This is a genomic window from Streptomyces sp. NPDC089919 (genome assembly GCF_040684615.1).
Classification (GTDB): domain Bacteria; phylum Actinomycetota; class Actinomycetes; order Streptomycetales; family Streptomycetaceae; genus Streptomyces.
On the sequence record NZ_JBFBGK010000003.1, the window covers coordinates 62,547 to 76,185 of the forward strand.

A 13,639-nucleotide genomic window follows, 5' to 3' on the forward strand; every position below is an offset into this window, starting at 1 on the left:
CCGCGAACGGCCTCACCTGAGGAAGGAACGCCTTGACCACGGCCACGCTGCCCCCTGCCGCCCCCGCCGCGCTGCCGCTTCCCGCCCCCGCCGAAGCGGACCGGTACCACCCGGGATTCTCCGTGCGGCCGGCCCGCGAGGACGAGGGACCGGCGCTCGCCGCCCTCTCCGGACCGTTCGTCCGCACCGGCGCGCTGCGCGAACGGCCGCTGTCCCTCTACGTGGCGAGGGCCGGCGACTTCCTCGTGGCCCAGGCCGCCGACGGCAGCCTGGAGGGCTGCCTCGGACTGCGCGAGCACGCCGCGGCGGGGGTGCTCTACAACTTCTGCGTGGCCGGCCACCGGCAGGGCTCGGGCATGGGGGGCCGGCTGCTGCACGCCGCCTTCGCCCGGGCCCGGAGCCGGGCGCTGACCACGCTGTTCACCGCGACCACCGGTGACGGCCGGCTGTTCGTACGGCACGGCTTCGTCCCCGCCTGCCCCAGCCTGGCCCCGAGCGGGTGGGTGCAGTCCCTGGACCCCGGCCGCAACGCGCGCGTCCTGACCCTCGGTCTGTAGAGCGCAGGAGGGCGGGCCCCGGAAGGGACCCGCCCGATGCCGTACGCCCCGCCCGCGGTCAGCCGTAGCGCACCGGGCGCGCCGGGCGGACCGCGTCCGCGACGGCCGCGGCCAGGCCGGCCATGTCAGCGGCCCCCAACTGCGAGACCGTGAGCCGGATCCCGGGCGGCGAGGCCAGCCGGAAGCCGATGCCGGGCGTGACCGCCCAGCCCGCGGCCTGGAGCCGCGCCACCGCCGCCGTCTCGTCCGGCACCGGCACCCACACGTGCAGACCGCCCCGCCCCCGCGCGGGGACCCCGCGCGCGGCCAGCTCGGCGATCAGGGCCTCGCGGCGCGCGGCGTACGAACGCGCCACGGCGGGCCCGTCCAGCGCGCCCCGCTCCCAGAGGTCGACGACGGTGTGCTGGAGGAGTCCGCTCACCCAGCCCGGGCCGAGCTGGTAGCGCCCCTGCACCCGGTCGGCCGTCACCCGGTCGGCGGCCAGCACCGCCAGCCGGAGGTCGGGGCCGTAGGCCTTGGCGGTGGAGCGGACGAACGCCCAGCTGTCGGTGGCCCCCGCGAGTGTGTGCAGCGGCTGCTCCACGATGCCGTGCCCGTGGTCGTCGTCGATGACCAGGACCTGCCGGTGCTGCCCCAACAGGGCGCGCAGTTCGGCGGCGCGCGCGGCCGTGACGGCCGCACCCGTCGGGTTCTGCGCCCGGTCGGTCACGATCACGGCCCGGGCCCCGGCGGCGAGGGCGGCCGCCAGGCCGTCCGGGAGCGGGCCGTCCTCGTCGAGGGGCATCGGCAGCACCTTCAGGCCCATGGCCGGCACCAGGTCGAGCAGGCTGCGCCAGCCCGGGTCCTCGACGGCCACGGCGTCGCCGGGCCGGAGGTGGGCGTTCAGCACGCGTTCGACGGCATCGAGCGAGCCGGCGGTGAGCAGGACCGGGCCGGCCGGGACGCCGTCCGCGTCGAAGGCGGCCCGGGCGGCGCGCTCCAGCTCCGGCACCACGACGTCGTCGCCGTACAGCCGGGGCCGGTGCGCGTACCGCCGGGCCGCGGCGGCCAGGGCCTCGCCCAGCGGCGGCAGCAGCGCGGGATCGGGACTGCCCGAGGCGAGGTCCCGGACCCCGGGCGGCAGTTCGGAGCGCAGGGCGTCCCGCGCCAGGGTGGTCGGACGCTCCCGCACCCGGCTGCCGCGCCGCCCGTCGGTCTCGATCAGCCCGCGCTCGCGCAGGGTGCGGTAGGCGGCGGCGACCGTGTTGGGGTTCACGCCCAGCCGGACGGCCAGCTCGCGCATGGGCGGGAGTACGGACCCCGGCGGCAGCGCACCGGACGAGACGCCCTGCTCCACGCTGGTCGCGATGTCGGCCGCCCGGCCGCCGGTGATCTCGTATTCTCCTGACACGACGGACATCATGCCCTGGTGGCGGGCATCTCCGCGGCCACGGCGTCGAGGGCCCCCGGCAGCGCCGCGACCAGGGCGTCGGCCTGCTCGGCCGCCAAGGTCAGCGCGGGGGCCAGGCGGACCACCGCGGGTCCCGCGGCGTTCACGAGGAACCCGGCCTCCTGCGCCGCGCGTTGCAGCTGCGCCGCGACCGGGGCGCCGAGCACCACGCCCAGCAGCAGGCCCGCCCCCCGCACCTCGCGGACCAGCGGGTGCCCCAGGGCCTCGATGCCGCTGCGCAGCCGCCGTCCCACGGCCGAGACGTGGGCGAGGAGGCCGTCCTTCTCGATGGTCTCCAGCACGGCCAGCCCGGCCGCGCAGGCGATCGGGTTCCCGCCGAAGGTGGAACCGTGCTGACCCGGCGTCAGCAGTCCGGCCGCGTCGCCGAAGGCCACCGTGGCGCCGATGGGCAGCCCGCCGCCCAGCCCCTTGGCCAGCGTGATCACGTCCGGGTCCACGCCCTCTTCCGCCTGGTGCGCGAACCAGCGGCCGGTGCGGCCGATCCCGGTCTGCACCTCGTCCAGGACCAGCAGGCTGCCGGCGGCCCGGGTGATCTCCCGGGCGGCGCGCAGGTAGCCCGGCGGCGCGGGGAGGACCCCCGCCTCGCCCTGGACCGGCTCGAGGAAGACCGCGGCCGTGTCCTCGGTGACCGCCGCGCGCAGCGCCGCCGCGTCGCCGTAGGGGACGTGCGTCACCTCCGGGGGCAGCGGGAGGAACGGGTCGCGCTTGGCCGGCTGCCCGGTGAGGGCCAGCGCCCCCATGGTGCGCCCGTGGAAGCCGCCCTCGGTGGCGACGAGGTGCGGGCGTCCGGTCCGGCGCGCGATCTTGAAGGCGGCCTCGACGCTCTCGGCGCCCGAGTTGGCGAAGAACACCCGCCCCGGCCGGCCCGAGAGGTCCAGCAGCCGCTCGGCCAGGGCCACGGACGGCTCCGCGACGAAGAGGTTGGAGACGTGGCCGAGCCGGGCGGCCTGCTCCCGTACCGCGGTGACCAGCGCCGGGTGGGCGTGCCCGAGGCTGTTGACGGCCACCCCGCCGGTGAAGTCGGTGTAGGCGCGGCCGTCCTCGTCCCAGACCGTGCTGCCCTCGCCCCTGACCAGGGCCAGCGGGGGAGTGCCGTAGGTGTCCATCATCACCGCGCGCCAGCGGTCGGTGAGCGGGGTCGTCCGGTCGGGGGTCACGTGCCGTCCTCCTCGCGGCCGGGCGCCACGGGCCCGGGCCTGCCGTCCGGCACCACCGTGGTGCCGGGTCCGTCCTCGGTGAACACGCTGCGCAGCAGCGCGTGCGGCACCCGGCCGTCGACGACCTGCGCCCGGCCCACGCCGGCCCGCACCGCCCGCAGGCAGCCCTCCATCTTGGGGAGCATGCCGCTGGTCAGCGCGGGCAGCAGCGCGTCCAGCTCGGCGGCTTCCAGGCGGTCGATCACCTCCGTGCTGTGCGGCCAGTCCGCGTACAGGCCCTCGACGTCGGTCATGACCACCAGCCGGTCCGCGCCGAGCGCCGCGGCCAGGGCCGACGCGGCGAGGTCGGCGTTGACGTTGTACACCTGTCCGTCCTCGCCGCGGGCGACGGGCGAGACGACCGGGATGCGTCCCTGGGCCAGCAGCGCGTCCACGGTGCCGGTCTCCACCGCCACGACCTCGCCGACCAGCCCGATGTCCACCGGCAGGCCGTCCACGACGGCCGGGCGGCGCACCGCGGTCATCGTGTGCGCGTCCTCGCCCGACAGGCCCACGGCGTACGGTCCGTGGGCGTTGATGGCCCCGACCAGCTCCCGCTGGACCCGGCCGGTGAGCACCATGCGCACCACGTCCATCGTCTCCGGGGTGGTCACCCGCAGTCCCGCCTCGAAGTGGGACTCGATGCCGAGCCGGTCGAGCAGCGCGCTGATCTGCGGTCCGCCGCCGTGGACGACCACCGGCCGCAGCCCGGCGTGCCAGAGCTCCACCACGTCCTGGGCGAAGGTGCGGTGCAGCGCGGGGTCCACCATGGCGTTGCCGCCGAACTTGACGACGACCGTGCGGCCCTGGAGTTCTTCGACCCAGGGCAGGTCCCGGGCGCCGGGTACGGCGGCGGGCGCGGTCGTCTCCGTGATCCCCGGCCCGCTCACGAGCTGTACGCGCTGTTCTCGTGGACGTACTCGGCCGTCAGGTCGTTGGTCCACACGACGGCGGAGGAGCCTCCGGTGCGCAGGTCCACGGTGATGGTGATCCGGCGGTCCGACAGGTCGACCTTCTCCCGGGACTCGCCCTCGGCGCCGTCGCGACAGACCCAGACGCCGTTCATGGCCACGTCCAGGCGGTCGGGGTCGAAGGCGGCGGAGGTGGTGCCGATCGCGGACAGCACCCGGCCCCAGTTCGGGTCCTCGCCGTGCAGGGCGCACTTGAGCAGGTTGTTGCGGGCGATCGAGCGGCCCACCTCGACGGCGTCCGCCTCCGAGGCCGCACCGACGACGGCCACCTCGATCTCCTTCGAGGCGCCTTCGGCGTCGCCGATGAGCTGGCGGGCCAGGTCGTCGCAGACGGTCCGGACGGCCGCCGCGAGGTCGGAGGCCGTCGGCGTGACGCCGGAGGCGCCGGAGGCCAGCAGGAGCACGGTGTCGTTGGTGGACATGCAGCCGTCCGAGTCCACCCGGTCGAAGGTCGTGCGCACGGCGTGCCGCAGGACCGCGTCCAGCAGGTCCGACTCCACGACGGCGTCGGTGGTCAGGACCACCAGCATGGTCGCCAGGCCCGGTGCGAGCATGCCCGCGCCCTTGGCCATCCCGCCGACGGTGAAGCCCGCGCCGCCGGCCACCGCCGTCTTGTGCACCGAGTCCGTGGTCTTGATCGCGACCGCCGCGTCCTCGCCGCCGTCGGGGGACAGCGCGGCCGCGGCGGTGTCGATGCCGGCCGTCACGCGGTCCATCGGCAGGCGTACGCCGATCAGGCCGGTGGAGCAGACCGCGACGTCGGGCACCGGCACGCTCAGGGCCCGCGCCGTGCGCTCGGCCATGGTGCGGGCGTCATCGGCTCCGCCGGGTCCCGTGCAGGCGTTCGCGCCACCGGAGTTGAGCACGACGGCGGATATCCGGCCGTCGGCCAGGACGGTGCGGGACCAGCGCACGGGCGCGGCCTGCACGCGGTTCGAGGTGAAGACGCCGGCGGCGGCGCGGCGCGGCCCCCGGTTCACGACCAGGGCCAGGTCCGGGTCCCCGGACTCCTTGATGCCGGCGGTCACTCCGCTGGCGAGGAATCCGAGCGCGGCGGTCACACTCACGGGGCCACTCCATTCGTGGGCAGGCCCTGCCGTTCCGGCAGGCCGAGGGCGATGTTCATGCTCTGCACCGCGCCACCCGCGGTGCCCTTGGTGAGGTTGTCGACGGCGCTCACGCAGACGAGCCTGCGGGCGTCGGGGTCCACGGCGATCTGCACCTGGACGGTGTTGGAGCCGAGGACGGCCGCGGTGGTGGGCCACTGCCCGGGCGGCAGCAGCCGGACGAACGGCTCGTCGGCGTACCGGGCGGCGTACGCGGCCCGGACGTCGGCCTCGCCGGCCGTGGTGTCCGGACGCAGCCGGGCCGAGCAGGTCGCGAGGATCCCGCGGGGCATGGGTGCCAGGGTCGGGGTGAAGGAGACCGTCACGTCCCCGCCGGCGACCCGGGACAGGTTCTGGGCCATCTCCGGGGTGTGCCGGTGGCCGCCGCCGACCCCGTACGGGGTCATGGAGCCCATCACCTCGGCACCGAGGAACTGGGGTTTGAGGGAGCGGCCGGCGCCGGAGGTCCCGCTGGCGGCGACGATCACGGCCTCCGGTTCCACCAGGCCGGCGGCGAACGCCGGGAACAGGGCGAGGGTGACCGCGGTGGGGTAGCAGCCGGGGACCGCGATCCGCCGGGCGCCCGTCAGCTCCGCCCGGGCCCCGGGCAGCTCGGGCAGGCCGTAGGGCCAGGTCCCGGCGTGCGGGGAGCCGTAGAAGCGCTGCCAGGCGGCCGGATCCCGCAGCCGGAAGTCGGCGCCGCAGTCCACCACCAGCGTGTCCGCTGCCAACTCGGCTGCCAGGGCGGCGGACTGGCCGTGGGGCAGGGCCAGGAAGACCACGTCGTGGCCGCGCAGGGCCGCGGCGGTGGTGTCCGACAGGATGCGTTCGGCCAACCCCGGCAGGTGGGGTTGTACGGAGCCCAGCGGGCGGCCGGCGCTGCTGTGCGCGGTCAGCGCGCCGATCTCCACGCCGGGGTGCGCCGACAGCAGGCGGAGCAGTTCCCCGCCCGCGTAGCCGCTGGCACCGGCCACCGCGACCCGTACGGTCATGTTCTTCCGTTCTCTCTGTGTGCGTGAGGGACCTGCGAGGTCCGTGGGGGCAGCGTGGCGCCGCGGCATGGCGGGGGGCGGGACGCGCTCACGCGTCCCTGTGAACCTCTTGTGACGCCCCGACGACCCGCAGGCCGCGCAGCCGCGCCTCGCTCTGCACACCGCGGCGCTGTGGGCGGCCCAGCGCAGCGAGTTCCCCCTGATGGTGTGTGAGCGCGCACCCCTCCGTAGCGACTCGGCGATTAGCTTAGCCTAACCTAATCTGACCCTGACTCATCTCGGCGGACGCCTGTGGACGGGCGGGGCGCGAGCCGTCACCGACCTCGACATTGAGGTAAGGCTAACCTAACTACCGCTCAGGATGGTGTCCAGGCCGCCGCGCCGGATGTCCGGAGTCGCGCGGGGCGGCCATGATCGCGACGTCTACCCTGGCGCTGAGCCTCCGATGTCCGCCGAGGAGGGCTTCCTTGGATCGCAAGGCCCGACGAATGGATATCTTGGGAAAATGCTTACAGAAGTGACAGCCACCCGCTACGTCACGCCCCTGCGTGAGGGCGGCTCGCTCCCCGGGATCGTCGAGGCCGACGACCTGGGCACGTACGTCATGAAGTTCACCGGGGCCGGGCAGGGCCGCAAGACCCTCGTCGCCGAGGTGATCTGCGGGCGGCTGGCCCGGCGGCTGGGGCTGCGGGTGCCGGAGCTGGTGCAGATCCAGCTCGACCCGGTGATCGGGCTGGGCGAGCCGGACCAGGAGGTCCAGGAGCTGCTGAAGGCGAGCGGCGGCCTGAACCTCGGCATGGACTACCTGCCCGGCTCGATCGGCTTCGACCCGCTCGCCTACCAGGTCGACCCGGCCGAGGCCGGCCGGGTGGTCTGGTTCGACGCGCTGGTCAACAACGTGGACCGGTCCTGGCGCAACCCCAACACCCTGGTCTGGCACGGGGACCTCTGGCTGATCGACCACGGCGCCACCATGATCTGGCAGCACAACTGGCCCACCGCGCAGGCCGCCGCCGCCAAGCCCTACAACGCCCACGACCACGTCCTCGCGCCCTTCGCGCCGGACGTCCCGGCGGCGGCCGCCGAGCTGGCCCCCCTGGTGACGGAGGAGCTGCTGACCGAGGTCGCGGCCGACGTGCCCGACGCGTGGCTGACCGACGAGCCGGGCTTCGAGACCCCGGACGCGCTGCGCCGCGCGTACGTGGACGTGCTGCTGCCGCGCGCGGCCACCATCCACGAGCGGATCTCGATGGACGCGCCGCTCAAGGCCCCCTCGGCGCCGCCGGGCTGGCTCGCCGAGCGCCTGCCCCCCACCCACCCGACGAAGAAGAGCGAAGGCAAGTGAACGACCGGGACGTCTTCGAGTACGCGCTGGTGCGGGTGGTCCCGCGGGTCGAGCGCGGTGAGCTCTTCAACGCCGGGGTGCTGGTGTACTGCCGGGCCAAGTCCTTCGTGGCCGCCCGGACCCATCTGGACGAGGCGAAGCTGCTGGCCCTGGACCCGCACGCGGACGTGGTGGGGGTACGGGCCGCCCTGCGGGCGGTGGAGGGGGTGTGCGCGGGCGGCACCCAGGCGGGCGCGGCGGCCGGGGACGACCCGGGGCGCCGGTTCCGGTGGCTGATCGCCCCCCGCAGCACGGTCGTCCAGCCCGGCCCGGTGCACACCGGCCTGACGGCCGATCCCGAGGCCGAGGTGGAGCGGCTGCTCGACCTGCTGGTGCGCTGAGCACCGCACTCCTGCCCGAGCGGGGGAGCCCCGGTCACCCGGTGCCGTTGACACCGGGTGCCAGGGCTTCTAGCGTCAGCTGCGCTGAACCTACTAAGCGGTTGCTCAGAGAATGCCGCCGCACCGCGCAGGCATCGGGGCGCCGCACCCAAGGGCGAGGAGATCCAGCATGTCCACCACCGAGCAGCGCGTCGCCATCGTGACCGGGGCGGCCCGGGGCATCGGCGCCGCCACCGCGATCAGGCTGGCCGCCGAGGGCCGCGCCGTGGCCGTACTCGACCTCGACGAGGCCGCCTGCAAGGACACCGTCGAGGCCATCACCGCGGCCGGCGGCAAGGCCCTGGCGGTCGGCTGCGACGTCTCCGACGCCGCCCAGGTGGAGGCGGCCGTCGAGCGGGTCGCGGCCGGTCTGGGCGCCCCCACCATCCTGGTGAACAACGCGGGCGTGCTGCGCGACAACCTCCTCTTCAAGATGAGCGAGTCCGACTGGGACACGGTCATGAACGTGCACCTGCGCGGCGCCTTCCTGATGTCCCGCGCCTGCCAGCAGCACATGGTGGTGGCGAAGTTCGGCCGCATCGTGAACCTGTCCAGCAGCTCCGCCCAGGGCAACCGCGGCCAGGCCAACTACTCGGCCGCCAAGGCCGGCCTCCAGGGCTTCACCAAGACGCTCGCCATCGAACTGGGCAAGTTCGGCGTCACCGCCAACGCCGTGGCCCCCGGCTTCATCGTCACCGAGATGACCGCGGCCACCGCCGCCCGGGTCGGCATGGGCTTCGAGGACTTCCAGGCCGCCGCCGCGACCCAGATCCCGGTCCAGCGGGTGGGCCGTCCCGACGACATCGCCAACGCCATCGCCTTCTTCACCGCCGAGGCCGCGGGCTTCGTCTCCGGCCAGGTCCTGTACGTGGCCGGCGGCCCCCTCGACTGACCGGGCCTCCGCCCGACCGACGGCGCCGCACCCGCCGGTGCGGCGCCGCCGCCGACCGCACCCACGGGATGAAAGGCACGTACGTGACTGAACAGGACAGCGGCAAGGTCGCTCTGATCACCGGCGCGAGCCGGGGCATCGGATACGGCATCGCCGAGGCGCTGGTCGCCCGCGGCGACCGGGTGGCCATCACCGGACGCAACGAGGACGCCCTCAAGGAGGCCGTGGAACGGCTCGGCGCGGACCGGGTGATCGGGATCGCCGGCAAGGCCCACGACGAGGCCCACCAGGCCGCGGCCGTGGACCGGGTGATGGAGGCGTTCGGCCGGGTGGACTACCTGGTCAACAACGCCGGCACCAACCCCGTCTTCGGGCCGCTGGCGGACCTCGACCTCGGGGTGGCCCGCAAGGTCTACGAGACCAACGTGATCTCGGCGCTCGGCTTCGCCCAGCGGACCTGGCACGCCTGGCAGAAGGACCACGGCGGGGCGATCGTGAACATCGCCTCCATCGCCGGCGTCTCCGCCTCGCCCTTCATCGGGGCGTACGGCATGAGCAAGGCCGCCATGGTCAACCTCACCCTCCAGCTGGCGCACGAGATGGCGCCGGCCGTCCGGGTCAACGCGATCGCCCCCGCGGTGGTCAAGACGAAGTTCGCGCAGGCGCTCTACGAGGGGCGCGAAGCGGAGGCCGCGGCGGCCTACCCGCTGGGCCGGCTGGGGCTTCCGTCGGACATCGGCGGAGCTGCCGCATTTCTCACCTCGGACCAGTCGGAATGGGTCACCGGACAGACTCTGGTCGTTGATGGTGGAATCTTTCTTAATGCCGGAGTTGGCTGACCGATAACCGGACGGATTGCCTTGCTAAAGGGTGCCAAATGCCCCGCAATCCGGACCGGTAATTGATCAAGTGCCCCATCGAGCCTGACCATTGGCCCGGTGGGGCACTGCGGTATGGTCGGCCGACTCCCATGTGGGTGGCTGATCGAGGAGCGTGCACGTGTTCAACTGGACCAGATGCCTGCAGGCCACTGCGGCCCTTGCGTCCATATCCCTGCTCGCCGGTTGCGGCGTGTTTTCGGACGATGACGAAAAGGGCAATCAGAAACTCGTCGTCGGTACGACGAGCTCGCCCACCACCCTCGACCCGGCCGCGGCCTGGGACGGCTCCTGGGAGCTGTACCGGAACGTCTACCAGACCCTGCTCGCCTTCCCCACGGGCGCCACCAAGCCCCAGCCGGACGCCGCCCAGAGCTGTGACTTCACCGACGCGGCCAACGAGTCGTACCGCTGCGTGCTGAAGAAGGGGCTGAAGTTCTCCGACGGCGAGCCCCTGGACGCCAAGGCCGTCAAGCACTCCTTCGACCGCATCCGCACGATCAACTCCAAGGTCGGCCCGAAGGACCTCTTCGGCAGCCTGGAGCGGATCGAGACCAGCGGCGACCAGACCGTCGTCTTCCACCTCAGGACGCCGGACGCCACCTTCCCCTTCGTCCTCGGCTCCCCGGCCGCCTCCCTGGTGGCCCCGGACAAGTACCCGGCCGACAAGCTGCGCACCGACGGCAAGGTCACCGGCTCGGGCCCGTACCTGCTCCAGGACTACGAGCGCAAGAAGCTCGCCGAGCTGGTGCGCAACCCGGACTACAAGGGCTTCGCGCGCATCAAGAACGAGGCCGTGACCATCCAGTACTTCAACGACTCGGAGGTCATGGTCGGGGCGCTGAAGAAGAAGGAGATCGACGCCACCTACCGCGGCCTGACCGCGGTGGAGATCAAGGACCTGCAGAGCGCCGAGTCCCGCAAGCAGGGCGTGCAGCTGGTCGAGAACTTCGGCGCCGAGATCCGCTACCTGGTCTTCAACCCGGCCGACCCGGTCGTCGCCAAGCCCGCGGTCCGCAAGGCCGTCGCCCAGCTCGTCGACCGCGGGGCGCTGGTCTCGAAGGTCTACCAGGGCACCGCCGAGCCGCTGTACTCGATGGTCCCCAAGGGCGTCGCCACCCACAAGACGCCCTTCTACGACCGCTACGGCCAGCCGAGCGTCGCCAAGGCCAAGGCCATCCTGCGCGAGGCCGGCATCACCGACCCGGTCGAGCTGACCCTGTCGTACACCACCGACCGCTACGGCTCCTCGACGGCGGCGGAGTTCGTGGAGCTCAAGCGGCAGCTCGAGGACAGCGGGCTCTTCAAGATCACGCTCCAGGGCAAGCCGTGGGACGTCTTCCAGGAGGGCTACAAGAACGGCAAGTACGCGGTCTTCGGCCGCGGCTGGTTCCCCGACTTCCCGGACCCGGACAACTTCATCGCGCCCTTCGTCGGCAAGGACAACGCGGTCGGCACGCCCTACGAGGCCAAGGAGATCACCACCGACCTGCTGCCCCGCTCGCGCCGCCAGAGCGACCGCAGCGCGGTCGGTCCGCAGTTCGACCGGGCCCAGGAGATCCTGGCCACCGACGTCCGCCTGCTGCCCCTGTGGCAGGGCAAGCTGTACGTGGGCGCCGGCGAGGACATCGCGGGCGCCGAGCGGGCCCTCGACCCGCAGACGGTCATGCAGATGTGGGAGCTGTACCGCAAGACCAGCTGGTAGCCGCTCCCGGCAGTGCACCGCGCCCGTCGCGCGGACCGCTCGCGCGGTCCCCGCGGCGGGCGTTGGGGTATCCGGGGCGGGCGTTGTCAGTGGCCGCCGGTAGGTTCTGGGGCAGTACCGAACGCGCTGCACGCACGTCCCCCGGAGGTTGTTCACGTGACCCAGTCCCTGCCCGAGTCCTGGCTCCCCGTCCTCGGCGAAGAGCTCGAGAAGCCCTACTTCCAGGAGCTCGTCGAGTTCGTCGAGAAGGAGCGGGCCGACGGGCCGGTCTACCCGCCGCGCGAGCACGTCTTCGCGGCCCTGGAGGCCACGCCGTTCGACCGCGTCAAGGTGCTCGTCCTGGGCCAGGACCCGTACCACGGCCCGGGCCAGGGCCACGGCCTGTGCTTCTCGGTGCTGCCCGGCGTCAAGACCCCGCCCTCCCTGCGCAACATCTACAAGGAGATGCACGCCGAGCTCGGCCTGCCCGTCCCGGACAACGGCTACCTCATGCCGTGGGCCGAGCAGGGCGTCCTGCTGCTCAACGCCGTCCTGACGGTCCGTGAGTCCGAGCCCAACTCCCACAAGGGCAAGGGCTGGGAGAAGTTCACCGACGCGGTGATCCGCGCGGTGGCCGAGCGCCCGGACCCGGCGGTCTTCGTACTCTGGGGCGCCTACGCGCAGAAGAAGCTCCCCCTGATCGACGAGACCCGGCACGTGGTCGTCAAGGGCGCGCACCCCTCGCCGCTGTCGGCCAAGAAGTTCTTCGGCTCCCAGCCCTTCACCCAGATCAACGCCGCGGTCGCGGCCCAGGGCCATGAGCCGATCGACTGGCGGATCCCGGACCTGGGCTGACGCTCCACCGCGCCTGAGCGGGAAGCGGGTCCCCGGCGGCTAGCGTCGGGATGATCACAGGGCGTCACGGCACGGGAGGCCGCGTTGGCGGAGCAGCAGCAGGCGTCGGAGGACGCCGTCCTGACCCGGATCGGTCAGGCGGTCATGCTCCTGCACGCCGGTGACCGTGCCGAGGCGCGCAACCGGCTGGCCGGGATCTGGACCGAGCTGGGGCCGGACGGCGACCCGCTGCACCGCTGCACGCTCGCGCACTACATGGCCGACGCCCAGGACGACCCGGTGGACGAGCTGGCCTGGGACCTGCGGGCGCTGACGGCCGCGGACGCGGTGCCCGGTGCGCCGGCCGCGGCCCCCGCCCCCGCGGTCCGGGCCTTCTACCCCTCGCTCCACCTGAACCTCGCGGCCGACTACCTCAAACTCCGGCGCCCCCAGGCGGCCCGCACCCATCTGGACCGCGCCCGGGCCGCCACCAGCGCCCTGGGCGAGGACGGCTACGGCGACGGGGTGCGGGCGGCGATCCACCGGATGGAGCTGCGGATGCCCCGGGACGTGGGGTAGGCGGCGGCCGGCGCGCGGGTCCGGGTGGGCTACTCGCCGTAGACCCCCGAGCAGATCCGGGACTCGGGGCTGTCCTTCTTCCACTGGCCGAACTTCCGGCCCATCGCGCACACGTCGGCCGGCCGCAGCGTCGCCGGTACCTGGGGCAGGGTCTCGGGCCGCTCGCCCTTGCCGTGCCCGGGGTGGTGGCGCCCGGTGTGGACCCGGGTCGGTCCGGCCGGCGGCAGCGGCGGCTCCACGCCGTCGTCCAGCGGCACCCCCGCGGGCGCCGGCGCGGCCCGGTCGGGCGTCTCCTGCGGCGTGGAGTCCGTACCGGCGGCCGGACCCGGCCGGGCCGCGGCCTCCGGCCGGCCGGCCTCGGCCGCGCCGCGGGAGGACCGGTGCGGGGCGTCGGGAGCCGACTCCAGGGCCTCCAGCGCGGGCGCCCGGACGACCACCTGTCCGGCGGCCGGGCCCCGGCCGCCGCGGGGTTCGTACTGCGGCTCGCCCGGGTCCGCCGCAGGCTCCGCGGAGGCCGCGGGCGCCACGGCCGCCGGGTTCACGTTCACACAGCCGGAGACGGCCGAGACCGCGCAGGCCACGCCGAGCAGGAGTTTTGTCGTGGTTCGGGTTGGGTGCACCCGGGCAACTCTGCTGTGCTCCGGCCCGGTTGCGGAAACCAGGAGTGGAAAATCACCCTGTACGGGTGATCGGGCTCGTCCCGGTGACGCGGGCCGCGGGGTGCGCGGCGGCCCCG

General features: G+C 73.8%; 14 protein-coding genes. 8 read left to right on the forward strand and 6 right to left on the reverse strand.

All coding sequences use genetic code 11. The features are described 5' to 3' along the window. Window positions 1-122: 122 nt before the first annotated feature. On the forward strand, window positions 123-557 hold the full coding sequence (locus tag AB0O40_RS02195; protein WP_365034905.1) for a GNAT family N-acetyltransferase: 435 nt from the start codon (window positions 123-125) through the stop codon (window positions 555-557). Window positions 558-615: 58 nt separating this feature from the next. Here AB0O40_RS02195 and AB0O40_RS02200 read toward each other — a convergent pair whose 3' ends face one another. From AB0O40_RS02200 to argC, 5 genes are read right to left on the reverse strand one after another with little or no spacing between them, the layout of a single operon-like run. Further along, complete coding sequence (locus AB0O40_RS02200; protein ID WP_365034700.1) at window positions 616-1,947, reverse strand: aminotransferase class I/II-fold pyridoxal phosphate-dependent enzyme; 1,332 nt, start codon at window positions 1,945-1,947, stop codon at window positions 616-618. Between the two features lie 8 nt (window positions 1,948-1,955). After that, a complete protein-coding gene (locus tag AB0O40_RS02205; RefSeq protein ID WP_365034906.1) occupies window positions 1,956-3,116 on the reverse strand; it encodes an acetylornithine transaminase in 1,161 nt (386 codons plus the stop codon). 44 nt (window positions 3,117-3,160) lie between these two features. Next, window positions 3,161-4,033, reverse strand: coding sequence for an acetylglutamate kinase (gene argB / locus AB0O40_RS02210; protein ID WP_365034908.1), 873 nt, complete (start codon window positions 4,031-4,033; stop codon window positions 3,161-3,163). A 56-nt stretch (window positions 4,034-4,089) separates the two neighbouring features. Continuing rightward, window positions 4,090-5,241 (reverse strand): bifunctional glutamate N-acetyltransferase/amino-acid acetyltransferase ArgJ, encoded by a 1,152-nt coding sequence (gene argJ / locus AB0O40_RS02215; RefSeq protein WP_365034702.1) that lies wholly within the window; start codon window positions 5,239-5,241, stop codon window positions 4,090-4,092. Further along, window positions 5,238-6,272 carry an N-acetyl-gamma-glutamyl-phosphate reductase gene (gene argC, locus AB0O40_RS02220; RefSeq protein WP_365034704.1) on the reverse strand — a complete coding sequence of 345 codons (1,035 nt, stop codon included), beginning with the start codon at window positions 6,270-6,272 and terminating at the stop codon, window positions 5,238-5,240. The genes argJ and argC overlap by 4 nt, the downstream gene beginning before the upstream one ends. A 505-nt stretch (window positions 6,273-6,777) precedes the next feature. On the opposite strand from argC, the gene AB0O40_RS02225 reads away from it, so the two are divergent. The 7 genes from AB0O40_RS02225 to AB0O40_RS02255 all read left to right on the forward strand — a co-directional run bounded on the left by AB0O40_RS02225 (window position 6,778) and on the right by AB0O40_RS02255 (window position 12,903). Beyond that, a complete protein-coding gene (locus AB0O40_RS02225; RefSeq protein ID WP_365034706.1) occupies window positions 6,778-7,617 on the forward strand; it encodes a HipA family kinase in 840 nt (279 codons plus the stop codon). Next, entirely contained in the window at window positions 7,614-7,997 is a 384-nt protein-coding gene (locus tag AB0O40_RS02230) for a DUF3037 domain-containing protein (protein ID WP_365034708.1), read from the forward strand. Before AB0O40_RS02225 ends, AB0O40_RS02230 begins: the two co-directional genes overlap by 4 nt. 169 nt (window positions 7,998-8,166) lie before the next feature. Beyond that, complete coding sequence (gene fabG, locus AB0O40_RS02235) at window positions 8,167-8,928, forward strand: 3-oxoacyl-ACP reductase FabG (protein ID WP_365034709.1); 762 nt, start codon at window positions 8,167-8,169, stop codon at window positions 8,926-8,928. Window positions 8,929-9,011: 83 nt separating this feature from the next. Beyond that, window positions 9,012-9,767: an SDR family oxidoreductase gene (locus AB0O40_RS02240; RefSeq protein ID WP_365034711.1), complete on the forward strand. Its 756-nt coding sequence runs from the start codon at window positions 9,012-9,014 to the stop codon at window positions 9,765-9,767. 160 nt (window positions 9,768-9,927) lie between these two features. Continuing rightward, window positions 9,928-11,511, forward strand: a complete 1,584-nt coding sequence (locus AB0O40_RS02245) for an ABC transporter substrate-binding protein (protein ID WP_365034713.1) — start codon at window positions 9,928-9,930, stop codon at window positions 11,509-11,511. Window positions 11,512-11,667: 156 nt separating this feature from the next. After that, entirely contained in the window at window positions 11,668-12,345 is a 678-nt protein-coding gene (locus tag AB0O40_RS02250; RefSeq protein ID WP_365034714.1) for a uracil-DNA glycosylase, read from the forward strand. Window positions 12,346-12,429: 84 nt separating this feature from the next. Then, window positions 12,430-12,903 (forward strand): hypothetical protein, encoded by a 474-nt coding sequence (locus tag AB0O40_RS02255; protein ID WP_365034716.1) that lies wholly within the window; start codon window positions 12,430-12,432, stop codon window positions 12,901-12,903. A gap of 29 nt (window positions 12,904-12,932) precedes the next feature. Here the strand turns inward: AB0O40_RS02255 and AB0O40_RS02260 are convergent, their stop codons facing one another. Beyond that, the gene (locus AB0O40_RS02260) at window positions 12,933-13,523 is read right to left on the reverse strand and encodes a hypothetical protein (RefSeq protein WP_365034718.1); all 591 of its coding nucleotides are present in this window, start codon (window positions 13,521-13,523) and stop codon (window positions 12,933-12,935) included. Window positions 13,524-13,639 lie beyond the last annotated feature (116 nt).